The organism is Corynebacterium limaceinasi (assembly GCF_046717465.1).
Lineage (GTDB): Bacteria > Actinomycetota > Actinomycetes > Mycobacteriales > Mycobacteriaceae > Corynebacterium.
Genome location: NZ_CP177100.1, coordinates 2158095 through 2181481, shown reverse-complemented (window position 1 = coordinate 2181481; position 23387 = coordinate 2158095). Strand labels below are relative to the sequence as shown.

Sequence of the window (23387 nt, the reverse complement as noted above, 5' to 3'; positions counted from 1 at the left end):
TCAAAAGATGGGTAAAGGCCAATTAATCGCGAACGACGGGTAGGTCATCCGCCTCCCACTTATCGGTGCCGCCCTCGACATTAATAACGTCCCAGCCCAAGGAGTTCTCCAAATACTGGCAGACCTGCGCGCTGCGCCCGCCTAGGTGGCAAATCACATAAATATCGCGGTCCGGATCGATTTCCTGGATGCGACCCGTTATCTCGCTCATGGGAATATGGGTGGCGCCCTCCGCATGCACGGTGGCCCATTCGTCGTTTTCGCGCACATCGATAAGCTGCGCGCCTGCTGGAACTTCGGTTGGCTGTACGTTTTGCATACCCCGCAGTCTACGTGCCGCGCGCTAGCCGCCGTAGGTGGCCGCGGAGAGATACTGCAAGATCGCCTTCACGCGGCGGTTATCCTCGCTGGGATCCAGGCGCAGCTTGGTAAAGATATTGGAGACGTGCTTGGCCACGGCAGCATTGGAAAGCACCAGCTCGGCGGCCATGTCTTTATTGGACTTCCCGCGCGACATCAGCTCTAGGACCTCGCGCTCGCGGGGGCTGAGCTCACCCAACCCGCTGCGCCCAGAGCGCATGAGTGCCTGCGCCACCGTCGGATCGATGACCGTGCCGCCCTGGGCCACCACCTCCAGGCTGGCCAGGAAATCGCGCACCTCAGAGACGCGATCCTTAAGCAGGTACCCGGTGCCCGCATCCGGGGAATCAAAGAGTGCCACCGCATACGCCGGCGCCACGTACTGCGATAGCACCATCACCGGCAGGCCCGGATAGGCGCGGCGCAGTGCCACCGCCGCCTTCAGCCCATCATCGCCCATCTCCGGCGGCATGCGCACATCCGTTATCACCACATCCGGCAACTGGGCACTCAGCTTGCCGATGACCCCCTCCAGCTCCACCGCCGTTCCCGCCCTGCCCACGACCTCGTGGCCGCGGCGCTCCAACAGCCCGGCAAGGCCCTCGCGTAGGATCGCGGAGTCATCCGCAATCACAATCCTCAATCCACTCATGCTGATACTCCCGTCTGCCCGCGCTCCAAAAGGAGCGGAATCGTGCACTTTACCCGCGTCGGGCCTCCCTCCGGCGAGGACAGCGACAGCTCCCCGCCAAAGGCCGCCAGCCGCTCGGCCATGCCGGCCAGCCCGCGCCCGGGAACCATGCGCGCCCCGCCCGGGCCCTCATCCATGACCGAGATATGCAGGGCGGCATCCGAGGTGATGAGCACCGAGACCGGCGCGCCCGGCGCGTGCTTCGCGGCATTGGTCAGCGCCTCGGTACCGAAGAAATAAGCGCAGGCCAGCACGCTGGCGGAAAGCCTCGGCAACGGGTGTGGGGCGTAGACGCTGACGTGGGGGCCGTGGGCGGAGGCGGCATCGGCAAGCGCGGCCACCAAACCGTGATCCTGGAGGACCTGCGGGTGAATGCCGTGCACCGTCGCGCGCAGCGAACGCAGGCCGCGATCCACGTCCCGCTTCGCGGCGGTGAGCAATTCGGCCTCGGAGCCGGTCGCATCCAGCAGGGCCTCACCGAGCTTCATGCTTGCCGCCACCAAATATTGCTGCGCGCCATCGTGCAGATCCCGCTCGATGCGGGCGCGCTCCACCTCGTAGGCATCCGCAATCGCGCGGCGCGAGGCCGTCAGCTCCGCGATGACCCGCGCCTGCCGCTCCTCATTGCTGGTGGCCTGCTTCTTGCTGAAAAACACGCCCCCAAGCCTAATCGCGCGCGCCCCAGGCAGGGGTAAAGCTAGCACTACCCGGAAAGTATCCTTAGCGCTGTAGGAATAGCGCGCCCGGCACGGTGAAATGAACAGCATGACACAAACACTTTCCCTCCACGACATCACGAAGGACTTCGGCGGCGGCCCCGTGCTGGCCGGCATCACCCTGGACATCACCCCAGGCGAGCTCGTCGCCATCATGGGGCCCTCCGGCTCCGGCAAATCCACCCTGCTGCACTGCATGTCCGGCGTACTCACGCCCACCGACGGCAGCGTCCGCTTCGGCGACGAAGTCATCTCCACGCTTTCCGATGCCGCCCGCTCCCGCACCCGCCTCCGCCACTTCGGCTTCGTCTTCCAAGACGGCCAGCTTTTGCCGGAGCTGACCAACCTGGACAATGTGGCACTGCCCGCGATGCTCAACGGTCTAGGCCGACGTGCGGCCCGCGCAAAGGCGCTGTCGCTGCTCGACCAACTGGGGCTCGGCGATCTCGCGGACCGCCGGCCCGCCCAAGTCTCCGGCGGCCAGGCCCAGCGCGTGACCATCGCCCGCGCCCTCGTGGCCAACCCCGGCGTCATCTTTGCCGATGAACCCACCGGCGCCCTCGACCAAGCCACCGGCCACGAGGTCATGCAGATGCTGACCACCACCGTGCGCCAATCCGGCGCCAGCCTCGTCATGGTCACCCACGACCCCAAGGTGGCGGACTGGATGCAGCGCCGCGTGGAAATCCGCGACGGCATCATTCACGATGACCGCCGCCTGGGGGTGCAGCCATGAATACCGCGACCCTAGTCCTTGGCCTCCAGCGCGAATCCGTCCGCGCCCGCTCCGGTGCGGGCATTGTCAGCGTGCTGGCCATCGTGAGCCTGACGCTGGGTTCTGCCATCGCCTTTCTCGTCGCCGGCGGCACCTGGATGTTCTGGCAGCGCGCCCACCACCCAGAATCCGCCGTGCCCGCCCTGCGCGCCGCTGCCGGAGACACCCCGGAAGATTACTTCCTGCCCTGGTTCGTCCTCGCGCTCATGGCTTGCGCTTTCATCGTTCCCGCCCTGTTTAACCTGACCGCGCAGGCCGCCGTCCTCGGCGCCTCCGGCAGGGAACAGCGCCTGTCCACCCTCCGCCTTCTGGGCCTAAGCTCCCACCAAGTTGAGCGCATGGCCGCCGTCGAGACCGGCATCCAAGCCCTCATCGGCATTGTGCTCGGCTGGCTCGTCAGCGTGCTCATCGCCCCGGTCTTCACGCACGTGAAATTCCAGGACCGCCCCGTCGCCTTTGAGGAAATCATCCTGCCCTGGTGGGGATACCTCGCGGTGGCCGCAGTCCTCTTCCTCCTCGCCCTCGCCGCGGCCCTTGCCGGCATGCGGCGCGTGCGCGTCAGCCCCCTCGGCGTGGCCAAGCGCCAGATGCCCGCCGCTTTCAGATGGTGGCGCCTCATCGCCTTCCTCCTCATCGTCACCGTCGGCGGTGCCCTGCTCAAAGGCAAATCCGACGCACCCGAAATCTCCGTGGCCGTCGTGCTCTTCGCGGTGGTCATGAGCATCAACCTGGTCGCGCCCTACCTCCTGCAAATCGGCGCCCGCCTTTTGGCTTTGCTCCCCGGCACCGCACACCTCGTGGCCTGCCAGCGCGTCAACGCCAACGCCCGCCGCGCCTGGCGACAAAGCGCGGCCATCGGCTTCTTCGGCTTCCTCGCCGGCTTCCTCTTGGGCGCGCCCATGGGCACCGACGCCCTGACTACCGCTCTGAAGGAAGAACAAGAAACGGGCATCATGTTCCGGGACGTGTCCACCGGCGTCATCCTGACCTTGCTCTTCGGCTTCGCTTTGACCAGCATGTCCATTTTCTTGGGCCAAGTATCGTCCGCCTTCGAGGACAAGGAACTCATCCGCTCCCTCGACCTGATGGGCGTGCCGCGCCGCTTCCAATTCAGCACGAACGCCCGTGCTGTGATGGGCCCCATAGTTGCGCTCAGTCTCTTTGGCTTCCTCTTCGGCGGCAGCATCGCGGCGCTGATGTTCTTTAGCGCTCTCGAGGGCGAAGATATTGACCTCGCCGGGCGGTTCCTTATGTCCTTCGGTTTCCTCGCCCTGGGTTGGGCGGTAACCTTCCTCGCCATCGCGCTCGTCGAGCCCCTGCGCAGCCAGGTTCTCCGCAGCGGCCGCCGCAGGGAGTAGCCGGTTACCGGCGGCTGCGGTGAACCCTAGCCCAGACTCTGGCTCGGCTGGGCCTGGGCCCGGCCTTGGCCCTAGCCCCGCACGCCTTCATGCCGCCACAAGCGGTGCCATTGCCACGGCGGCCGCGCAAAGGGCCGCTTATTCTTGGCCGTAGCCATTACCTGCTGCACCACGAAATCCGGGTAGTGGTCAATCGTCGTCGCGGTGAAGTGGAGGGGCTTCCAGCCGCGATGGACGGCATCGTTAAGCTTGTGCCGGTCCAACTCAAACTGGCGGCGATTTTCTCCCCGGTGGTAGGCGTAGCCATCGACCTCGATGGCGATCTTATACTCCCTAATCACCAGATCCCAGTGGTAGGCGCCTATTTTTATATTGTTCTGGACCGCGAAATGCGGCGCGAGGGCGCGGGTTAACTGGCGCTCCGGCACGCTATCCGTGCCGATGATCGCCCTGTCCAAGGCGCGCTTTACCGGCCTCGGAAACCGCTGGTAGTCCAGCTTATTCAGCTCCAGCCGGCTAACCCCGTCCTTGCCGGAGTAGAAGTCCTCGAGGAAGGCGACCGCATCATCCTCCGGCATCGCCTCGACCGCCTGCAGTGGATTGCACACGGTGACGCCGTCCCAGGTCAACGCGCCCTTCGGCCGGGCGCGGCGGGAGGTGAAATACTTACTCGACGGCAGCGATGAGCTGCGCAGGAACTCCAGCGGAAAGCGCAGCGGCTTCTCGACGTGCTTGAGCGCGGCCGAGTAGCCGTCCAGCGCGCAATTCGGCCACTCCTTGCTCATGATGCGCGCGAGTTGGTTCGGCGTAGGCTCCTCTGACAGGCAGAAGCCGTTAGCGATCCGGACGGCGCCGTGGCGTACCGCTTGCTGAGCGGCACTTTTCCCCCGAAAAATTTCCATTCGTATCCCTCGATCCCCCGAAGCGAAGGTTGTGTGGCGCGTGTGGGCGCTTATTCAGCACGGTTGGGTGCTTGGTTGGAGCCTGGTTGGTGGGTTTTGGTGCCTGGTTGGTGCTCGTTTGATGCGTTTTAACAAATAGTGGCCCCAAACCTCACGGTTTCCATGGCCTATTTGCAAAAACGCATCAGGTGGCCGCCAAAAACGCATCAGCTGGGCCCCAAAACAGGCTTCATGGCCCTAAAACGCCAAGCTCGGCCCCGCAAACGCGCGGGCCGAGCCCTAAGAGCCCCCGCAGCCTACTTCAGGCGAGCCTTGGCCTCTTCCAGAATCTTCTCGGCCTCGGCCTTGTCTCCCCAGCCGGAGCCGGAAACTTCCTTGTTGGGCTCGAGGTCCTTGTAGTGGACGAAGAAGTGCTCGATTTCGTCCTTGATGTGCTGTTCCACATCATCGATGTCCTGGTAGCGCTCCCAGCGTGGGTCATCGATGACGGCAAGCAGCTTGTCGTCGCCGCCGGCCTCATCGGTCATCTTGAACACGCCGACGATGCGGGCTTCAACGATGACACCGGGGAAAACGGGCTCGGGGAGGATGACGAGGGCGTCGAGGGGGTCGCCGTCTTCGCCAAGCGTGTGGTCGATGAAGCCGTAGTCGGCGGGGTAGGCCATTGGGGTGAACAGGTAGCGGTCCAGGTAGACCTTGCCGGACTCGTGGTCCACCTCGTACTTATTGCGGGAGCCCTTTGGGATTTCAATGGTTACTTCAACGCTCACAGCGATGTCCTCCATGTGGGATTGGGTGTTAATTACCGTCAATAGTCTAGCGCGTCGCCCATCCGCGCTAGGGTTGGTGGCGATGAAAGCTAAGAAGGTTTGGTGGTCAGTAACCGCGCTGGTGGTCACGGCGGCGGTCGGGGGCACGGCTGCGCTGGGGGTTACCATCCAGCGCGAGTACGGCGATCTTTCGCATGGCGAGGCCGAAACGGTCCAGGCCCCGGAGAATCCCCTGCAGCCGGCTAAGGCGCAGGACGTGGATTTTGCGGCGCTCAGCGCGAAGCTCGATGAGCTGGGCAAGAACGAGGATTTGGCCACCTTTGGCGGGCAGGTCATCGATAGTGAGACCGGCTCGGTGGTCTGGGAGCGCGATGCGGATAAGGCGCTGACCCCGGCTTCCTCGACGAAGGTGTTGACCACCGCCGCGGCAACGCTGGCACTGGATGAGTCCAAGCGGATTACTACCAAGGTCTACCGCGGCAAGGATCCGAACAACGTGGTTATCAAGGCAGCTGGCGATGTCTGGATGACCAACGAGCAGCTCGATGACCTCGCGGACCAGATTGAAAAGACCGGCACCCAGGTGGCGGGCGTGTACATCGATACCTCCGCGTGGGCGGGCGAGCCGCAGGCGCCGGGCTGGGATCCGGAGAACGTGGATGAGGGCTTCGTCGCGCCCATGGAGCCGGCCATGCTGTACGGTGGTCGCATCGGCGCTACGGAGGGCGATGTCCCGCGCAGCCACACCCCGGCCCTCGACGTCGCGGGAGAGCTGGCCAAGCGCTTGGGCACGGATAAATTCGCCGCGGGCACGATGGCTGACGGTGCGGAGGAGCTGGCCAGCGTCGAGTCGGCGCCCCTGAGCGAGCGCGCGCTGGAGATGGTGCGGCATTCCGATAACGTCATGGCGGAGGCCATTGCCCGCGAGCTTGCCGATGCCCGCGGCAAACAGCCCAGCTTCCAGGTCGACACCCAAGCCACGCTGGATGTGCTGCGCGAGCACGGGTTCGACGTCAGCGGCGTGGATATCAAGGACAACTCGGGCCTTTCGGTAGATAACCGGTTGAGAGCGAGGGTGTTGGCGGAGATTGTCAACGGCGCGGTCGAGGAACCGCAGTTGCGCCCCTTGGCGGCGTATTTGCCGGTCGCAGGTGGCGACGGCACGCTGCACGAGCGCTACGGGGAGTCTGCGGCGCGGGGGTTTGTCCGCGCGAAGACCGGCACCTTGACGGGTGTTTCCGCGCTGGCGGGCACCGCGCAAGGCCAATCCGGGCGCGTATATTCCTTTGCCTTCTTGGTCAATGATGGCGAGATTATGGCGGCGCGCGCTGCCCAAGATGACCTCGCCGCGGCGCTGCACGAGTTTTAAATGAGCCCACAGCCTGGAGTAACGCTATTTTGGCCGCGGGTCTCGCCGCATTTTTTGGCCTGCCGGCGCGCGGTCCGCGCGGCGAAGATGGATCACACCGTGGCGGTAGGGCTATCCGGCGGCGCCGATTCTCTGGCGCTGTGCGCGGCGATGATAGCTGAGGGTCATGACGTGATCGCGCTGTGCGTCGACCACGGCTTACAAGACGGTTCGCGTGAGCAGGCCGAAAGGGCCGCTCGGCAAGCAGAAAGCTTGGGTGCGCGGGCGCGGGTGCTCGCAGTTCGGGTATCGGAGGAAGCGGGGAATTCGCTGGAAGCGGCGGCTCGGCAAGCGCGCTACCAAGCGATGTCCGCGGCCGTGTGCGAGGGGTGCGAGAGCCGCGAGAACGCAGCCTCGCGCCGGGCTGAGCCGCGCGAACGAGACGCGGGGCCTGGGGAGGAAGCTGCGCGCGGGAAAGCCCCGCGCGAAGACGGAGCTTCGCGCAGAGGAGAAAGGGCGCTGGAGATTGCCGTGGCGCATACGGCCGATGACCAGGCGGAAACGCTCCTCCTTGGTGCCCTGCGCGGCCGCGTGGCCGGCATGCCGGAGCGAGCAGTGGTGGAAGGCGCGCGGGTGGTGCGGCCTTTCCTGCAGGTGCGCCGTGCCGATACGGAGGGCGCGTGTGCGGAGCTGGGGCTTGAGGTGTGGCAGGACCCGCAGAACGCGGATACGGATTTTCGGCGGGTAGCGCTGCGCCGCGAAATCATCCCGGAGCTATCGCGGGTCATCGGCGGTGATGCGGTACCGGCGCTGGCGCAGGCGGCGATGGATACCGCGCGCGATGAAGAATACCTCGCCACGGCGGCCACCGCGGACTGTGCGGATTTGGCCGCGCTGCCGGAGCCGCGACGCCGGCGCGCTATTGCGGCCTGGCTCATCGAGCGGGGAGTGAAGGTGACGAGGGAGGGGATTGGGGGCATCGGCAAGCTGTGTACCAACTGGCACGGACAAGGGCCGGTGGCTGTGAGTTCGGTGCGGCAGGCGGGGCAGAGGTTGGAAGTAGCACGTATAGGTGGCAAACTGGCACTATTGTCTGGTCATTAAAGGAGCGCACACGTGCACGACAAGAAAGACTTCGCCGTCCCCGCAAACCGCTACGGAGACGATGTAGAAGCAATCCTCATCACGGAAGAGGAAATTAAAGACCGCGTCCAGCAGCTGGCGGATGCGGTATCTGAGAAATATGCCGACGCCGAGCAGGACCTGCTTTTGGTCTGCGTATTAAAGGGTGCGGCCTTTTTCCTGACGGACTTCGCGCGCAAGCTATCCATCCCCTCGGAGCTGGAGTTTATGGCCGTCTCCTCGTACGGCGTCTCCACGTCTTCTTCTGGGGTGGTGCGCATCTTGAAGGACTTGGACCGTGATATCGCCGGGCGCGATGTGGTCATCGTGGAAGACATCATCGACTCGGGCCTGACGCTATCCTGGCTCATTCGCAACCTGCGGGGGCGCAACCCGAAGTCGCTCAACGTGGTGACCTTGTTGCGCAAGCCGGAAGTGGTAAAAGCGCAGATCGATCTGCTCGATGTCGGCTTTGATATCCCCAATGAATTCGTCATTGGCTATGGCCTTGACTACGCGGAACGCTACCGCGACCTGCCCTTTGTGGGCACCCTTCACCCTGATGTCTATACCACCAACTAAAATCGCGCAGTAATGAAAAACAATAAACTCCTTCGCTACGGCGGCATTGCGGCACTGATCCTCGTAGCGCTGTACGCCTTTACGTTTTTTAGCAACGAGACCCGCGGATATGTGGACACGGATACCTCCGTGGCCCTGAAACAGCTGCAGGATAAAAACGTTGACGAGGTAGAAATTGATGACCGCGAGCAGCGCCTGCGCATCAAGCTCAAGGACGAAATCACGGTAGAAGAGCGCGAGGGCGTACAAGAGATCGTGTCTCAGTACCCCGCGCGCGCCTCCGAGCAGGTCTTTGATGCGGTCAAGGATTCGGGTGCGGAGAAGTATCAGACCAACGTCACCCAGGATTCGTTCTTGGGCTCCATGCTCAGCTTCCTGCTGCCGATGGTCATCCTCTTCGCCCTGCTGTTCTGGCTCATGTCCCGCATGCAGCAGGGTGCAGGCGGCATGTTCGGCATCGGCAGCTCCAAGGCCAAGGAGCTGACCAAGGATATGCCGACCAATACCTTCGAGGATGTTGCCGGCGCCGATGAGGCCGTGGATGAGCTGCAGGAAATCAAGGACTTCCTTGATGATCCTTCCCGTTATTACGAGCTCGGCGCGAAGATTCCGCGTGGCGTGCTGCTTTATGGCCCTCCGGGTACCGGTAAGACCCTGTTGGCCCGCGCCGTTGCGGGCGAGGCCGGCGTGCCTTTTTATTCCATCTCCGGTTCGGACTTCGTGGAGATGTTCGTCGGTGTGGGTGCCTCCCGCGTGCGTGACCTGTTCAAACAGGCCAAAGAGCACAGCCCGTGCATCATCTTCGTGGACGAGATCGACGCCGTGGGGCGCCAGCGCGGATCCGGAACCGGCGGCGGGCACGATGAGCGCGAGCAGACCCTGAACCAGCTGCTGGTGGAGATGGACGGCTTTGGCGATCGCGAGGGCGTTATCCTCATCGCGGCCACCAACCGCCCAGATATTTTGGACCCCGCATTGCTGCGCCCGGGCCGTTTCGACCGCCAGATTCCGGTCACCAACCCGGATCTGGCCGGCCGTGAGCAGATCCTGCGCGTCCACGCCAAGGACAAGCCTTTGGCGGAAGAGGTCGATGTGGCGCAGCTGGCCAAGCGCACCGCCGGCATGTCCGGTGCGGACCTTGCCAATGTGCTTAACGAGGCCGCGCTTCTCACCGCCCGCATCGGCGGCAACGTCATTACCTATGACGCGTTGGAAGAAGCCACCGACCGCGTGGTGGGCGGTCCACGGCGCCAAGGCAAGATCATCTCCGAGCACGAGAAGAAGGTCACCGCCTACCACGAGGGTGGCCACACCCTGTCCGCGTGGGCGCTCAAGGATATCGAGCGCGTGTACAAGGTCACCATCCTGGCCCGCGGCCGCACTGGTGGCCACGCCATGACCTCGCAGGAAGACGACAAGGGCATGTACACCCGCGACGAGCTGTTTTCCCGCTTGGTCTTTGCCATGGGTGGCCGCGCCGCCGAGGAATTGGTCTTCGGCGCTCCCACCACGGGTGCGTCCTCCGATATCGAGAACGCCACCAAGATCGCCCGCGCGATGCTGACGGAATACGGCTTTTCTCCTGACCTGGGCACCGTCAAGTACGGCCAGGAGCAGGGCGATCCGTTCAGCCAGATGGGCGGGGGTGGCGGCTCCATCGATTACTCGGATGACCTTGCCTCCAAGATCGATGAGCAGATGCGCTACCTCCTCGAGCGCGCGCACGAGCAGGCCTACGACATCCTGCGCACCAACCGCGAGTTCCTGGACAAGCTGGCCGAGGCCCTCCTGGAGAAGGAGACCCTGCGCCGACCGGACCTGGAGAGCATCTTCGACGGCATTGAGCCGCGCGATGCCTATGATGTCTTCCCCGGCGAAGACGATCGCTTCCCGCGCCAGATTGGTTACGCGCCGGTCAAGACCCCGGTTGAGCTGGCCAAGGAGCGCGGCGAGGAACTTCCTAAACGCATGACGCTTCTCGATGCCTCCCGGGCAGCCCGCGAGCGCCGCCTCGCCGGCGAAGAGATCAAGGGCGAGGTTGGCTTTAACTTCGGCCAGCACGCCGGCGACTACGTGAACCCCGAAACGGTGCGCGAGCTGCACGGCGGTGGCAGCAGCCACCGCGAAGACCGAACTGACCAGAGCGGCCGCAGCGATGGACGCAGCGGCCGAAACGACCAGAACGACCGCGCGGACCAGAGCGACCGCGGCGACCGCGCCGACCAGAGCGACCACGGCAGCAGCGACGGTGGGGAAGGTCGAACGGATTCGGCATCGGAAAGCAGGGGAAAGCACCACAAGCCAGAGGGAGAAACCAGCCAATGGTTTACCCCAGGGTGGAATGAGTCTTCCCGCCGCGATAATCCCTACGCGCGCGATGCGGAAAAGCCGCGCGATGACGAAGAGTAAGAAGTACGTGCATGTCTGAAAATCACACTGATCCCCAGCAGGTGCCCGCCCGCGCGCCGTATGACCACGAGCGGGCGGAGGCGGCCGTCCGCGAGCTGCTCCTTGCCGTTGGTGAGGATCCTGACCGCGAAGGCCTGCGCGAAACCCCGGCACGTGTGGCTCGCGCCTACCGTGAGGTCTTCGCCGGCCTGCACGAGGATCCGACGGAGGTGCTGCATAAGACCTTTGCTGAGGATCACCAGGAACTGGTCTTGGTGCGCGATATTCCCATCTACTCCACCTGCGAGCACCACCTCGTGCCGTTTTATGGCGTGGCGCATATTGGCTATATTCCCGGCAAGGACGGGCACGTCACCGGGCTGAGCAAGCTGGCCCGCCTGGCGGATTTGTATGCCAAGCGCCCGCAGGTCCAAGAGCGCCTGACCCAGCAGATTGCCGATGCGCTCGTTAATGTCCTCGAAGCCCAATCCGTCATCGTGGTCATCGAGTGCGAGCACTTGTGCATGGCCATGCGCGGTATCCGTAAGCCGGGCGCAACCACAACGACTTCCGCGGTACGCGGCGGGTTTAAAAATAACGCCGCCTCGCGCGCAGAAGTGCTCAGTTTTATTCGTACGTAGCGCGTACGCAGTCGAGTTTGTCGAGCGAAAAGGAGAACGCAGTGCACCCGGCTTCCTCAGTTGCAGAGTTGACCATCGCGAAGCGCACGCTCGTCATGGGCATCGTGAATGTTACAAAGGATTCCTTTTCCGATGGCGGGCGGTGGCTCGACTTTGACGCCGCCACCAATCATGCCCGCGAGCTGGTGGAACAGGGTGCGGACATGATCGATGTGGGCGGCGAATCCACCCGCCCGGGCGCGGTGCGCGTGGAAGCACAAGAAGAAGCCGACCGCGTGGTCCCGGTCATCCAAGCACTGCACGAGCAGGGCATTCGCACCTCGGTGGACACGATGCGCGCCTCGGTTGCCGCCGCGGCGGCCGCGGCCGGGGTGGACATGATTAACGATGTCTCCGGCGGCCTCGCAGACCCCGAAATGTATGCCGCCATGGCCGATGCCGGCGTGCCCGTCTGCCTCATGCACTGGCGGACGCTGCAGGAAGGCGCGTTCGGATCCGCGGCGGGCACGGCGGATCACGGCGGCGATGTAGTGCGCGACGTGCACGAGACCCTCGAGCGCCTGAGCAATAACGCCCTGGATGCGGGCGTGAAAAGGGAGAATATAGTGCTGGATCCGGGCCTCGGCTTTGCCAAGAGCCCGCAGGATAACTGGGCGCTGCTGCAGGCCCTGCCCGAGTTTCTGGACGGGGAATTTCCCATCTTGGTGGGTGCCTCGCGCAAGCGCTTCCTCGCCGCCATTCGGGCGGACCGCGGGGTAGAGGCCAGCCCGCTGCTTGCCGATCCCGCCACCGCCGCCGTGACCGCCATTTCCGCCCAGATGGGCGCGTGGGGCGTGCGCGTGCACGAGGTGGGCGTATCCCGCGATGCCGTCGACGTGGCCGCCGCGTGGAACGCCGGCGAGTCCTATGTAGGCGGCGCCAATGCCACCGGCAGCTACCGCAATGCCGCCACCGGCACGGGCACAGTGACCTCTACCGCGATGGGTACGGAAAGGAATTAACCATGGCAGATCGCATCGAATTAACCGGCCTAGAGTGCTTTGGCTACCACGGCGTCTTTGATGAGGAAAAGCGCACCGGCCAGCCCTTCATCGTCGATATCACCTGCTGGTCCGAGTTTGCCGAGGCCGCAGCTCACGATGATCTGACCAAGACCATCAATTACGCAGAGCTTGCCGATGTCACCGCCAGCATCGTCGAAGGCCCCTCCCGCGACCTCATTGAGACCGTCGCCAGCGAGGTGGCCGATACCATCATGGAATCCTTCGCCGACCTGCACGCGGTGGAAGTGACCGTGCACAAGCCCAAGGCGCCGATCCCGCGCACTTTTGCCGATGTCGCCGTCGTCGCCCGCCGCTCCCGCAAGCACGCGCGCACCGGAGCCCCACGGCCCGCTCCGCAGGTGGGAACTCCGCAGGGAGCCGACGCGCAGCGCCCCGGCACGAACCCCGGGAGTCAGTAATGCGCGCGGTACTATCCATCGGCTCCAATATGGATGACCGCGTGGAGCTTTTGCGCACGGTATTTACCGAGTTCCGCGAGGACATCGTGGCGGCCTCGCCCGTCTATGCCACCCCGCCGTGGGGAGTAACGGACCAGGATGAATTCTTGAATGCGGTGCTCATCGTGGACGTCGAGGAGAGCCCGCTGGAGCTCTTACGGCGCGGCCAGAAGCTGGAAGAGGCGGCTGAGCGCGTGCGCGTGCGCCACTGGGGCCCGCGCACCCTGGACGTGGACATCGTCGATATCGAGGGCTATAGCTCCTCCGATGCGGAACTTATCGTCCCGCATCCCTATGCCCACGAGCGCGCATTCGTGCTTATACCCTGGTTGGCCGCCGAGCCGGCTGCTAAGTTGAAGGGACAGGATGTCTCCGCGCTGGTTGCCGCGTTGGACCCGCAGGAAACCGTCAATATCCACCGCTTGGGCCTGATGGAGGAGTTATGAAACGAACCTCGCTCGGTGCGCTTATCGGTGTTGGGATATTCATGGCAGCCGCGGCGGCCATCCTCACCACGCGCTTTTATGGCTCCATGATGTCCATCCCGGTCACGGTATCTGCCACGCTATGGCTCATGGTGGTGGTGTGCTTGGGGCTTACCTGGAAAGTGGATAAGGCCACCGATGAGGATCACGGCATCGGGCTAGATAATTCGCAGCTTAATCCGATGACCATCGCGCAGTTCATGCTGGTGGGCAAGGCTTCGGCGTGGACGGGTGCGATCGTCGGCGGGCTCTATGCAGGGGTGGCGGTGTATGTCATCCCGAATGCGGGCACCCTTGTCGCGGCTTCCGATGATCTGGTGGGAGTGCTCGCATCCGCGATTGGCGGCATCGCCATGTCTGCGGCTGGCCTGCGATTGGAGCGACACTGTGAGACCCCGCCGCCACCGGACGGGCTTCAAGCGGTACATTAGGGAGCATGACTCAGCCGCGCTCTTCTTCCAAAAACTCGTCGTCCTCGCCGGATTTGGGACAAATTGGGATTATCGCCCTTGTCATCTTGGCCGTCATCGCCAGCATCGTCATGCTCATTTCCGGCTCGGCAGCGGCGCTCAAGATTGCGCTGATTGCCGCCCTGTGGGCCGCGGTGGTGGGCTTTTTCTTGGTAATGCGCTACCGCCGCCAGGCCGAGGAATCCGTGACCAAGCTGGAGCTACAGGAGCGCGCCCACCGCGCGGAGCTCAAGCAGGCCCGCGCAGCCGAAGGCAAGGAGCTGCCGGATCAGCAGATCCTCGATGAGATCCGCACCGAGCTGGCCTCTATCCGGAAGCAGATCGAGGATTTGTCCGGCCACGAGTTCACCTACGAGCCCGCCGCCCTGCACGCTGAGGCGCGCCGCATCATGGAGCTGGAGGCCCAGACCGCCGCGGCGTCCCACCGCCGGGAGGAAGACATCGACTTTGAGCAGGCCTCTTCCGGCGCGCCGTCGGCCGATGCCATCGCCGGCCGCCTGGGCAATCAGCCCTCCGGTGCGCACGCGGACTCTAACCCGCTCAATGAGATCATCAGTGAAAACACCCGCGCGCAGCGCAGCACCGGCCGGACCGCCGAGCCGCTTGCCGATGCCCCCAAGCCCGCCACGTCCAGCGAGGCCGCGGGGGCGAAGGAGCCGAAGGACGTTTCCTTCGATACCGGCAGCTTCCAGGCCGTGCGCTGGGATTCGGGTGGGGACTCCAATATCAAGCGCCAAGGCTCTCGGCAGTCGGGCTCTGGCAACGCAGCTCACTCTGGCGCACGAGGTAGCCACCGCAAGCCAGAGGCTGATACCGCATCCGAGCCGGCTTCCGATGCGGTGACCCAGAACATCCCGCAGCAGACCACCGGCAAGGATGCGCGCGAGGAGTACAAGGGTTCGGGCCACCACGTGGCCGCCGAGCAGAAGCAATCGGCCTCGCGCCGCCAGCAGCAGACCCGCGGTCGCCGCCGCAGCGATGAACAGCGCGATGGTTCCGTGTCCGTCTCGGAGCTGTTGGCACAGATGAAGAAGGATAAATAAATGCGTCCACCGCGCATGCGCGTTGCCCTTTTCGGGCGCAGCCTCGCCGGGATTTCCCTGGCCACTGCCATGGAGCGCGCCGGCCACACCGTGGAGATGCTCAATGATCCGGCCGAACTTGGCTCCTTCCAGGCGCTGATTCTGGCAGTGGGTGAGGCACGGCTGGACGCTGCCGTCGAGCTGGTCCAGGACCACGTGCACAAGGGGCTCATCGCTTTCCACACGTGCCTGTCCCGAGGCGTGCAAGGCCTTGACCCGCTGGAGACCCACGGTTGTATCGTGGCGGCCGTCGCCCCCATGGCGGGCGGGCGCTGGGCAGTATCCACGCTGGATGAGTTGGGCGAAAATATCGCTGACTTCGTAGTGAGCGAATTCCGGGGGCAGGCAGTGCCGCTTTCCGATGCTGAGCGTCCCGCCTTCGCCGCCCGCTCCTACTACATAGAAATGCTCAGCCGCTTGCACCTAGCAGCGGCCGTAGAAGCCAATTTCTTTGCCGAGTTCGATGAGATCCCACCGTCTGAATTCGACATCGATACAGAGGACATCATTGCGGCCTACCGCGGCGCCACGGATCCCGGAATGCGCCGCCACTACTTAGAAACCGCTCGGCGCTTGGGTGAAGTAGAAGATCGCACCGAATTGGAAATGTGGGCCTTGCAGGAGGAATCCCGATGAGCTTGAAGATGGGACAAGCCACCGTCATCAGCGAGGTCGACCGCATCCGCATGGTGGGAAGCGCGCTGCGCAAGACCGGTCGCCCCGTGGCCTTCGTGCCGCTGACCATCGGCGTGCATGCCGGGCATATCGCGCTGGTGCGTGCGGCCCGTCGTATCCGCGGCGCGGTGACCGTCGTGGCCCTCCAGGAACCTCGTGCCGAGGATGTAGATCTCCTGCGCGCCGAGGGCGTGGACGTCATCTGGGATTACACGCCCGACAAACTCTGGCCCAATGGTCGCCGGATTACTATCTCGGCTCGCGGCGTCGCCGTCGAACGCGACGCCGCGAACTCCGCCGCTGCCGAGCAGACGCCTGATGCTGAATCTGCACCTGAAGGCTTAGAGCCCGATCTATCAGGCGAGCTCACCCTCTACCTCACGCTGATGATGGCACTGTCGCCCACCGATGTCCTCATCGGGGAAAAAGACTACGAGCTCCTCTTGGCCATTCACCATGCGGTGCAGGACCTGCACCTCGGGGTTCGCGTGCAGGGCGTACCCGCCGTGCGCATGCCCGATGGCGTGGTGATGAGCCTGCGCAATACCCGCGTGCCCGAAGATAAGAGGGAGGACGTAGCCGCCCTGTCCGCCGCGCTTACCGCCGGGGCACATGCCGCAGAGGCGGGGGCAGACAAGGTTCGCGAGGTTGCCGCAGGTGTCCTAGAAGCCGCCGGCGTTGAACCGGAATACTTAGAGGTGCGCGGCCGCGATCTGGGCGAGCCACCCGCCGAGGGCGATGCCCGCCTGCTCGTTGCGGCCACCATTGGCGGAGTTAGATTAATTGACAACGTTGGCCTGCCGTTGGGGATTGGGTTCACTAATATTGAAGAGCACGAGGCTAAGGCCGAGCTCGAGCGCGAAAAGCAGCGCGAACAAGACCAATCCCCGGAGGACTAATGACCGAAATCCACATCCGCGACCTCGACCCGCGCGATGAGCCCAAGGCGATTGAGTTTGCCATCGAAGGCATGCACCTGCACTGGTTTGTGAAGAACCCGCGCTTCGAGCGCGCCTACGGCCGTTACTTTTGGGATTTAGAGCGGGCCCAGGCCACCGATATTTTGGCCGCCTATGCCGATGATGGGCGTTTCCTCGGCGTGATTCTGGCATCGATTAAAGGCGAACCAGCGCTGCCGTATCCGTGGTGGCGCAAGGCTTATGTCAAGGCCGTGGATCTCTTCAATAGCCTGCGCCCTGGCGGGCACCGCGGTGACTATGATGCCGCGAACGAGGACATGTTGGTCAGCTACCTAGCCGAAAATACCGTGGACGGTGAAATCGGCTTTCTCGTCGCTGACCCGAACTCGGGTGTGAAGGGTGTGGGCACCGCGCTCATTGAGGCCTTTGAGGAGCGCCACCCCGGCAAGGATATTTACCTCTACACCGACGATGGCTGCACCTATCAGTTCTACGATTCCCGCGGTTTTGAGCGGGTGGGGGAGAAGCAAATCTCCATCGATAAGGACCGCGACCTTACCTGCATGCTGTACGTGCGCCACGTGGCGTGAGGCTACCGCGTCACGCCACGCAAACGAGCGCAGCTTCACGCTACGCAAACGAACGGAGCGTCACGCCACGCAACGCAGCCACATCGGCGAACGCTACAGACTTCGCGGCACGAACTCTCGCGGCGCGGGTCCTCCCCGCGCCGCCCGCGCCACCCGCGCCGCGTTAGTTCGCCAGCGCGCCCATCGGATCCCACGCTGGCAGGGTGGTGATATCGGAGGATTTGAGCGCCTCCTGGTACTGCTCAGGCAGGCGGGACGGGTGGACGGCGATTTCGAAGACGTACTCGTCAAACCAGTCATCGGCCATGGTCCAAAAGCCCTTGTCGCCCTTCTCGGTGCCCCAGGAATTCTCCACGCGCCAGCGGGTGACGTCGCCGCCCTCGGCGATATCCGCGCCGGTAAAGACCATCGCGTGCGTCATCAGGGACTCGTGGAGGCGGAGGCGGTCCGGCTTCTCGATGCCCATTTCCACCCCATACAGCCCCTCATAATCGTGCAGGCGCTTGGCCCAGACGCCGCTATCGGCATCGGATTGCTGGCCGGTATCGCAGCCGAACCAGACGGGCTGGCCATCCTCGATGGCAGAGCGGGTGGCATCGCGCAATACCTCGACTGGGGCGTTGAGGTAGGTGACCTTTTCACCGACGACGTTGCCCAAGTAGTCCACGGTGTAGAGCTCGCCGTAGTTATTGCGCGGGTCATTGACCACGCAGACGTACTCGCCCAGATCCTTCGGGAGGTACTCGCGGGCGAAGTCCTGCGGGGTAAAAGTGCCCTCGCGGTGGAAGTTATCGTCCTTATCGCGGTACTGCCACTGGAAATCTGTGGGCGGGAGGCCGAGGTTGGCGGTGAGGATGCGGTAGACATCGGCAAGCGCCTGCTCCTGCGCCCCAGACTTGCCCACGCGGATCTGGTGGGCGGCGCGGCGCAGGACGGTCTGCAGGTTGCGGTTGAGCATGGCGCTGGCCTCGGAGGACGCGGTCTCCGGCATGGCGTACTTGGGCACCACGCCGTACTTTTCCACCAGCGAGACGAACATGGACCACTGGCCGCCATCGCCAATGGGGTCATCCATGAGCTTGGTCAAGGTGCGGTCCGTAATTTCGCGGTCCTTGAGCTCGTCTACCGCAGTGAGGAACCAATTGGCTTTTTCCAGCTTGTCGTAGAAGTACAGGTAGGTCTGCGAAAGCTCGAAATCCTTGGTATTGGTGCGGTCCATGATGCCACCGCGCAGGGAATTCAGGCCCGCAAAAATCCAGCAGCGGCCAGAAGCCTTCTGGTTGGCCGCGCCCCACTTATCGAGCTTGTGGCTGGTCGCCGTGGTGAGCTCGCGCACGAGATCGCGGTCGACGCTCAGCTTATCGATACCCTCCTGCGCCACCGCATTCCGCGCCGCCTTGATGGCCGGCTCACTGCTAAGCGTGGCGTTGGTGGTGTGAACTTCCTGTGGATTGATCTCATTCATTTCTCGATGCTCCTTAGTTCATCCGGTCCCAGAAGGGAAGCTCGATGGGCTCGGTCTCTAGCGCTTGTTGCTGCGCGGAAGTGAGGAATTCCTTGCGCACGACGATGTGGAAGACGTTTTCGCCGAACCATTCATCCGACATCGTGGCAAAGCCCTTGCCGGGTACCTCATCGGCGTCGTCCTTGCGCGGCGCCTTGGTGCCCCAGGAATTCTCCACGCGCCATGCACGGGGTGCACCATCGATGCCGGTCAGCGCCATCGCGTGGGTGGGTGCAGATTCGCCGGAGGTAAAGCGCTCCTCCTTGCTCATGGTGGAGTCGATGCCGTAGAGGCCATCGGTATCGACGAGGCCTTCGTCCCACACGGCGTTCTGGAAGGAGAACTGGCGGTCGACATCGCAGCTAAACCACACAGGCTCGCCGGCCTCGATGCTGGCGCGCGCGGCGGAGCGCAGTTCGTCCACATCGACGTTGAGGTAACCGGCGGGCGCGCCGCCAGCGACGTTGTTTACGGCGGCGCTGGTGTAGAGGCGGTGCTTATCGTTGGTGGTACGGGGATCATCGGCAAGCACGACGTACTCGTCCAACTTTGGCAGGTACTTATCCGCAAACTCGCGCGGGGTGGAGTGCACGCGGAAGAATTGATCGTCCTTGGTGCGGTAGCTCCACGTGAATTCCTCGGGCGGGGTGCCCAGGTGAATGGCGAGCACGCGTTGGATATCGGTGCGGGCTTGCTTGATAATGCCCCCGCGATCCCCCTCGCCTTCCACCGCACGGTGCGCGGCGCGGCGGATGATGGTGGCGATATCGCGGTTCATCTGGTCGGTGTGGCCGGACGAGTGCACCTCAGGCATGACCTCGGCCGGTACGGCACCGTACTTGTCCACGAGGTTGGTGAAAAATGACCACCAGCCGCCGTCGTCGCCTGTGAGCTCGAGGGAAGTAGCCACGTCGCGGTCATCCCAGTCGGTGCCGTCTTCGGTGAGATCCAGCAGTTGGTTGAGCACGAAGTTGGCGCGCTCTAGTTTGTCGAAGTACTGCAGGTAGGTAAAGGAAAACTCAAAGTCATCGATATTGAGCTCCTTGGCCGCGCGGTGGCGGAATACGTTGAGCGCGGCAAACATCCAGCAGCGCCCGGAGCGCATCTGGTCGGTAACCCCGAGGCTGTCGAGCTTTACTTCGGTGGTGGGGTAGAGGGCGGTAATGCGGTCACGGTCGAGGGCCGCCTTGGCCACCCCTACGCTGGTAATGGCATTGCGCGCGACGCGCAGCTGGGAGTCCGCTGCGGCCTCCTCGCGCAATTGGGACAGGAAGTCATTGGTGAGCAAAGTCATATTCTCTGTTTTAGCAGACTGCGATCTCACCCCAGGCCGTTGGGGCCGAATGGGCCATTATAAGTGCTCGGCTAGTCGCGCCACGGCCGCGGGGTTTCCCACCTCTTCTGGGAACCAGGGGATCTCGTGGACCGGGGTACCTGGAAGCTTGTCGTGCAAGAGCGCTAAGGCTTCATCCTCTGCGGCGCGCCGGGCGGCTAGGAACTCGCCTTGGTCCGCGGGCGTGCGGCGGTTGACCAGCATGGATCCCACCCGCACTCCATTGCCTGTGAGATCCGCGTGGAACTCGGAGGATTCTAAGACGGGCAGGCGCTCGGCGGTGAGAACGATATGGAACACGGTGCGCTGAGAGGTCAGCGCAGCGCGCAGGTGCTCGAAGCGCTCGCGGCGCTGGAAGAGCGTGGCTCGGATTTCCTGATTGCGCCGGTCCACCGGATCGTTATCGGCACCGGACTCCGCGGACATCCCGCGCACCAGCGAGCCGAATTTATCGGACTTCTCGCGCCGGGCAAGCAGCCCATCGGTATAGGCCGCCATGATTTCCGGCAGGGCCATCAGCCGGGAGGTGTGACCGGACGGGGCGGTATCGAAGATGAGGTAGTCATACTCGTCCGCGTTAGCGACCAAGGTGGCCATGCGCTCCAAGAGCGCCGCCTCCTGCGTGCCGGGGGATTGCCGGGCCAAATCTAGGTGCTTTGTTACCTCGCCGTGCAAGTGCTCCGGCATGAACCGGCGCATCGAGGCGCCCACGGTCGTGAGGTGTTCCTCGGTGGCCCGGGCAGGATCGAGCTCGATGGCGGAGAGGGATGGGGTGAGGTGAGAGGAGGCATCGGAAAGCGTGGCATCAAAGATATGCCCCAGGTTGTGCGCCGGATCCGTGGAGACCAAGAGCACGTTGTGGTCCTGGGAAAGGGACAGGGCCGTGGCGGTGGCGAGGGTGGTCTTGCCCACGCCGCCCTTGCCGCCAAAGAACATGATGGGCGCGGTTTCTAGCAGCATTGAATATTCTCCAGGGGTGATTTATCCATGCCCATGCGTGTGTGCCAGGCATGGAAATCTTCGTAGACCAGCGGCAATAGCTCCAGCGTGTAGTAGCTGGCGGGGTTGGGGATGCCGAGCGCCTCCGAGGCCACCAGCATCATAAATAGGTCATCTTCTTGCTGCTGGGCCTTGGCAAAGACGGCGCGGTACGGGGCCTGGTAGTACTCATTGAGTCCCGCGCCGAAGGCCTTAAGCTTGTCGAGCATGCTGGGGAAGGGGAGCGTCGGTATCGTCATCGGTCCACTCCAGCGGTGGTTCCTTGCGCGCGTTGGAGATGGCGCCGATCGACTCCACGATGACCCAGATGGAGGCGATGACGATGACGACGTCCATGCCGAAGAGCAGCCAGTTCTGATCCGCAAACAGGGATTTCAGCTGTAGCAGCGCTGCCCACAGCGACATGATGGTGACGAAGATGAGCGGGATGATAACCGGCAGGGTAGGCCGGCGCAGGTGGGTGAGGATAACCACGACGATGGCCAAGGACAGGCTGGCCATGAGCTGGTTGGTGGTACCAAATAGTGGCCAGATGGTCATGCCACCGGAGCCATCCGCACCGGCGGAGAAGGTCAGGCCGAAGGCCAGGCCCACCGCGATGATGGTAGAGACCAGCGCCGTAATGCGGATGCCCATGATTTCGCCGATTTCCTGGACCACGATGCGCTGCAGGCGCACGCCGGAGTCCATGGTGGTGGCGGCGAAGAGTACGGCCATGGTCGCCAGGATGGTGGCAGACAATGAGGTGGGAATGCCCAAGCCCTCATTCATCAGCGCGCCGCCTCCCTGCACGAAGGCGTTGACGCCGCCGGCGTTCCACTCGGCGTAGATTTCCTCCCAATTCGCCAGGGTCTTAAAGCCGGCGGTGGTGGCGATGATGGTGCCGAGCGCCAGCAGACCCTCGCCCACCGCGCCGAAGTAACCCACGAAGCGAACGTCGGTTTCCTTATCAATCTGCTTCGACGAGGTACCCGAGGCCACGATGCCGTGGAAACCAGAGATGGCGCCGCAGGCGATGGTGACAAAGAGCAGCGGGAAAATGCCCGGGGTTCCGTCAGGAACGTTCTCGCGCACGGCAGGGGCGGCAAGCTCCGGACGGGTGATAAGGAAGGAGCCGTACAAGATGATAAGACCGACGAAAAGCTGCAGGCCATTGATGTAATCGCGCGGCTGGAGCAGTACCCACACCGGCAGCAGCGAAGCGATGAAGGCGTAGATAAATAGCAGGATGATCCACACGCCGTTGGCGGGAATACCCAGGACCGTCTCTGGCAGCACGACCGGGAAGCGGTCACCCAGGACCATCAGCGAGTACAGCGCCACCACGCCCACGAGGGAGACCAGCGGCAGGTTCCAGTTCAGGCGGTAGATGGCCTGCCCAATCAGCAGCGCGACGGCGATGGCGCCCCACGTGGGAATGACCGCCGAAGGCGTGGAGATAAGCAGGTTCGAAATCACCACGGCGAAGGCAGCATTGACCATGAGCAGCAGCAAGAAGATCACAATGAGGAAGAGGTTGCGCCCGCGCTTGCCGATGTAGCGCCCCGACAACGTACCAATCGACTGACCCTTGTGCCTTTGCGAGGCCCATAGCGCGCCCAGGTCGTGCATGCCGGCGATAAAGACGGTGCCGAACGTGACCCACAGGAATGCCGGGAGCCAACCCCAAATGACGGCCACTGCCGGGCCGATAATCGGTGCCGCACCCGCCACGGAGGTGAAGTGGTGGCCCCACAGCACGTATTTATTGGTGGGAACGTAATCCACGCCGTCTTTGAGGCGGTGCGCCGGGGTGGTGTAGTTCTCTGATAGCCGGAAGATGCTCTTGCCCAGGAATTTGGAATAGAGCAGGTAGCCGGCCAGCATCATCGCCACGCCGATGATGACAAGGATGAGAGAGTTCATGGCTGTGTCTCCTTGCGCGTCGAAGGTGGGGTGTTGTGTATCACAGGTCTGAACAGTATGTCACGGTTCACACAAATTCTTGCAGTGCGGGTGGATTAAGGGGGTGGTGTCCCACTATGTGGACGCGGTGGAGGGGCTTATGCGTTCCTTTGCGCGCTCGGCGTGGCTTGGCGGACATATCTGGGCCAAATCGCGGGTAGCGGGCGGGATTAAAGGACCCTGCTGGCGCGGCATGTAGCCAGTAGTGCCGAAGTACCGTGGTTAACGGCG

The 23387-nt window shown here is 63.6% G+C and carries 24 protein-coding genes and 1 pseudogene; 15 read left to right on the top strand and 10 right to left on the bottom strand.

Annotation, left to right across the window (positions count from 1 at the left end):
* Positions 1–22: 22 nt before the first annotated feature.
* From ACLI1Q_RS10615 to ACLI1Q_RS10605, 3 genes are read right to left on the bottom strand one after another with little or no spacing between them, the layout of a single operon-like run.
* On the bottom strand, positions 23–319 hold the full coding sequence (locus ACLI1Q_RS10615) for a rhodanese-like domain-containing protein (RefSeq protein ID WP_239268472.1): 297 nt from the start codon (positions 317–319) through the stop codon (positions 23–25).
* A gap of 24 nt (positions 320–343) precedes the next feature.
* Positions 344–1012 carry a response regulator transcription factor gene (locus tag ACLI1Q_RS10610; RefSeq protein ID WP_239268469.1) on the bottom strand — a complete coding sequence of 223 codons (669 nt, stop codon included), beginning with the start codon at positions 1010–1012 and terminating at the stop codon, positions 344–346.
* Entirely contained in the window at positions 1009–1818 is an 810-nt protein-coding gene (locus tag ACLI1Q_RS10605) for a sensor histidine kinase (protein WP_239268467.1), read from the bottom strand. The genes ACLI1Q_RS10610 and ACLI1Q_RS10605 overlap by 4 nt, the downstream gene beginning before the upstream one ends.
* On the opposite strand from ACLI1Q_RS10605, the gene ACLI1Q_RS10600 reads away from it, so the two are divergent.
* On the top strand, positions 1817–2503 hold the full coding sequence (locus ACLI1Q_RS10600; RefSeq protein WP_239268465.1) for an ABC transporter ATP-binding protein: 687 nt from the start codon (positions 1817–1819) through the stop codon (positions 2501–2503). The genes ACLI1Q_RS10605 and ACLI1Q_RS10600 overlap by 2 nt on opposite strands.
* Entirely contained in the window at positions 2500–3900 is a 1401-nt protein-coding gene (locus ACLI1Q_RS10595) for an FtsX-like permease family protein (protein ID WP_239268463.1), read from the top strand. The genes ACLI1Q_RS10600 and ACLI1Q_RS10595 overlap by 4 nt, the downstream gene beginning before the upstream one ends.
* A 71-nt stretch (positions 3901–3971) precedes the next feature.
* Here the strand turns inward: ACLI1Q_RS10595 and ACLI1Q_RS10590 are convergent, their stop codons facing one another.
* Together ACLI1Q_RS10590 and ACLI1Q_RS10585 are read right to left on the bottom strand one after the other, a co-directional pair.
* The gene (locus ACLI1Q_RS10590) at positions 3972–4685 is read right to left on the bottom strand and encodes a DUF559 domain-containing protein (protein WP_239268460.1); all 714 of its coding nucleotides are present in this window, start codon (positions 4683–4685) and stop codon (positions 3972–3974) included.
* A gap of 413 nt (positions 4686–5098) precedes the next feature.
* Positions 5099–5572: an inorganic diphosphatase gene (locus tag ACLI1Q_RS10585; RefSeq protein ID WP_035108560.1), complete on the bottom strand. Its 474-nt coding sequence runs from the start codon at positions 5570–5572 to the stop codon at positions 5099–5101.
* An 82-nt stretch (positions 5573–5654) separates the two neighbouring features.
* On the opposite strand from ACLI1Q_RS10585, the gene dacB reads away from it, so the two are divergent.
* The 13 genes and pseudogenes from dacB to ACLI1Q_RS10520 all read left to right on the top strand — a co-directional run bounded on the left by dacB (position 5655) and on the right by ACLI1Q_RS10520 (position 17376).
* Positions 5655–6941 (top strand): D-alanyl-D-alanine carboxypeptidase/D-alanyl-D-alanine-endopeptidase, encoded by a 1287-nt coding sequence (gene dacB / locus ACLI1Q_RS10580; protein ID WP_239268456.1) that lies wholly within the window; start codon positions 5655–5657, stop codon positions 6939–6941.
* Positions 6942–8024: an ATP-binding protein gene (locus tag ACLI1Q_RS10575; RefSeq protein ID WP_239268453.1), complete on the top strand. Its 1083-nt coding sequence runs from the start codon at positions 6942–6944 to the stop codon at positions 8022–8024.
* A 12-nt stretch (positions 8025–8036) separates the two neighbouring features.
* Positions 8037–8624: a hypoxanthine phosphoribosyltransferase gene (gene hpt, locus ACLI1Q_RS10570; protein WP_411696986.1), complete on the top strand. Its 588-nt coding sequence runs from the start codon at positions 8037–8039 to the stop codon at positions 8622–8624.
* Between the two features lie 12 nt (positions 8625–8636).
* Positions 8637–11033 (top strand): ATP-dependent zinc metalloprotease FtsH, encoded by a 2397-nt coding sequence (gene ftsH / locus ACLI1Q_RS10565; RefSeq protein ID WP_239275353.1) that lies wholly within the window; start codon positions 8637–8639, stop codon positions 11031–11033.
* A gap of 11 nt (positions 11034–11044) precedes the next feature.
* Positions 11045–11653 (top strand): GTP cyclohydrolase I FolE, encoded by a 609-nt coding sequence (gene folE / locus ACLI1Q_RS10560; RefSeq protein ID WP_237801155.1) that lies wholly within the window; start codon positions 11045–11047, stop codon positions 11651–11653.
* A 41-nt stretch (positions 11654–11694) separates the two neighbouring features.
* Positions 11695–12654, top strand: a complete 960-nt coding sequence (gene folP, locus ACLI1Q_RS10555; RefSeq protein ID WP_370657780.1) for a dihydropteroate synthase — start codon at positions 11695–11697, stop codon at positions 12652–12654.
* A gap of 2 nt (positions 12655–12656) precedes the next feature.
* Positions 12657–13031: pseudogene (gene folB, locus ACLI1Q_RS10550) on the top strand (dihydroneopterin aldolase); the annotation flags it as partial.
* Between the two features lie 83 nt (positions 13032–13114).
* Positions 13115–13600, top strand: coding sequence for a 2-amino-4-hydroxy-6-hydroxymethyldihydropteridine diphosphokinase (gene folK, locus ACLI1Q_RS10545; protein WP_023023952.1), 486 nt, complete (start codon positions 13115–13117; stop codon positions 13598–13600).
* Complete coding sequence (locus ACLI1Q_RS10540; protein WP_023023950.1) at positions 13597–14070, top strand: DUF3180 domain-containing protein; 474 nt, start codon at positions 13597–13599, stop codon at positions 14068–14070. Before folK ends, ACLI1Q_RS10540 begins: the two co-directional genes overlap by 4 nt.
* 5 nt (positions 14071–14075) lie before the next feature.
* A complete protein-coding gene (locus tag ACLI1Q_RS10535; protein WP_239268448.1) occupies positions 14076–15152 on the top strand; it encodes a DUF6779 domain-containing protein in 1077 nt (358 codons plus the stop codon).
* Complete coding sequence (locus ACLI1Q_RS10530; RefSeq protein WP_239268446.1) at positions 15153–15827, top strand: hypothetical protein; 675 nt, start codon at positions 15153–15155, stop codon at positions 15825–15827.
* Positions 15824–16765, top strand: a complete 942-nt coding sequence (locus ACLI1Q_RS10525) for a pantoate--beta-alanine ligase (RefSeq protein ID WP_239268443.1) — start codon at positions 15824–15826, stop codon at positions 16763–16765. Before ACLI1Q_RS10530 ends, ACLI1Q_RS10525 begins: the two co-directional genes overlap by 4 nt.
* Positions 16765–17376: a GNAT family N-acetyltransferase gene (locus tag ACLI1Q_RS10520; RefSeq protein WP_239268440.1), complete on the top strand. Its 612-nt coding sequence runs from the start codon at positions 16765–16767 to the stop codon at positions 17374–17376. The genes ACLI1Q_RS10525 and ACLI1Q_RS10520 overlap by 1 nt, the downstream gene beginning before the upstream one ends.
* Before the next feature lie 163 nt (positions 17377–17539).
* Here the strand turns inward: ACLI1Q_RS10520 and ACLI1Q_RS10515 are convergent, their stop codons facing one another.
* Genes ACLI1Q_RS10515 through ACLI1Q_RS10495 form a run of 5 tightly spaced genes read right to left on the bottom strand, consistent with a single transcriptional unit; the run spans position 17540 to position 23117 of the window.
* Positions 17540–18841 (bottom strand): aminopeptidase C, encoded by a 1302-nt coding sequence (locus tag ACLI1Q_RS10515; RefSeq protein WP_239268438.1) that lies wholly within the window; start codon positions 18839–18841, stop codon positions 17540–17542.
* A gap of 13 nt (positions 18842–18854) precedes the next feature.
* Positions 18855–20174 (bottom strand): aminopeptidase C, encoded by a 1320-nt coding sequence (locus ACLI1Q_RS10510; RefSeq protein ID WP_284849518.1) that lies wholly within the window; start codon positions 20172–20174, stop codon positions 18855–18857.
* A 57-nt stretch (positions 20175–20231) separates the two neighbouring features.
* Entirely contained in the window at positions 20232–21173 is a 942-nt protein-coding gene (locus tag ACLI1Q_RS10505; RefSeq protein ID WP_411696985.1) for an ArsA family ATPase, read from the bottom strand.
* Positions 21164–21421, bottom strand: coding sequence for a cory-CC-star protein (locus tag ACLI1Q_RS10500; protein WP_239268433.1), 258 nt, complete (start codon positions 21419–21421; stop codon positions 21164–21166). Before ACLI1Q_RS10500 ends, ACLI1Q_RS10505 begins: the two co-directional genes overlap by 10 nt.
* Complete coding sequence (locus tag ACLI1Q_RS10495) at positions 21405–23117, bottom strand: carbon starvation protein A (protein WP_005284818.1); 1713 nt, start codon at positions 23115–23117, stop codon at positions 21405–21407. Before ACLI1Q_RS10495 ends, ACLI1Q_RS10500 begins: the two co-directional genes overlap by 17 nt.
* Positions 23118–23387 lie beyond the last annotated feature (270 nt).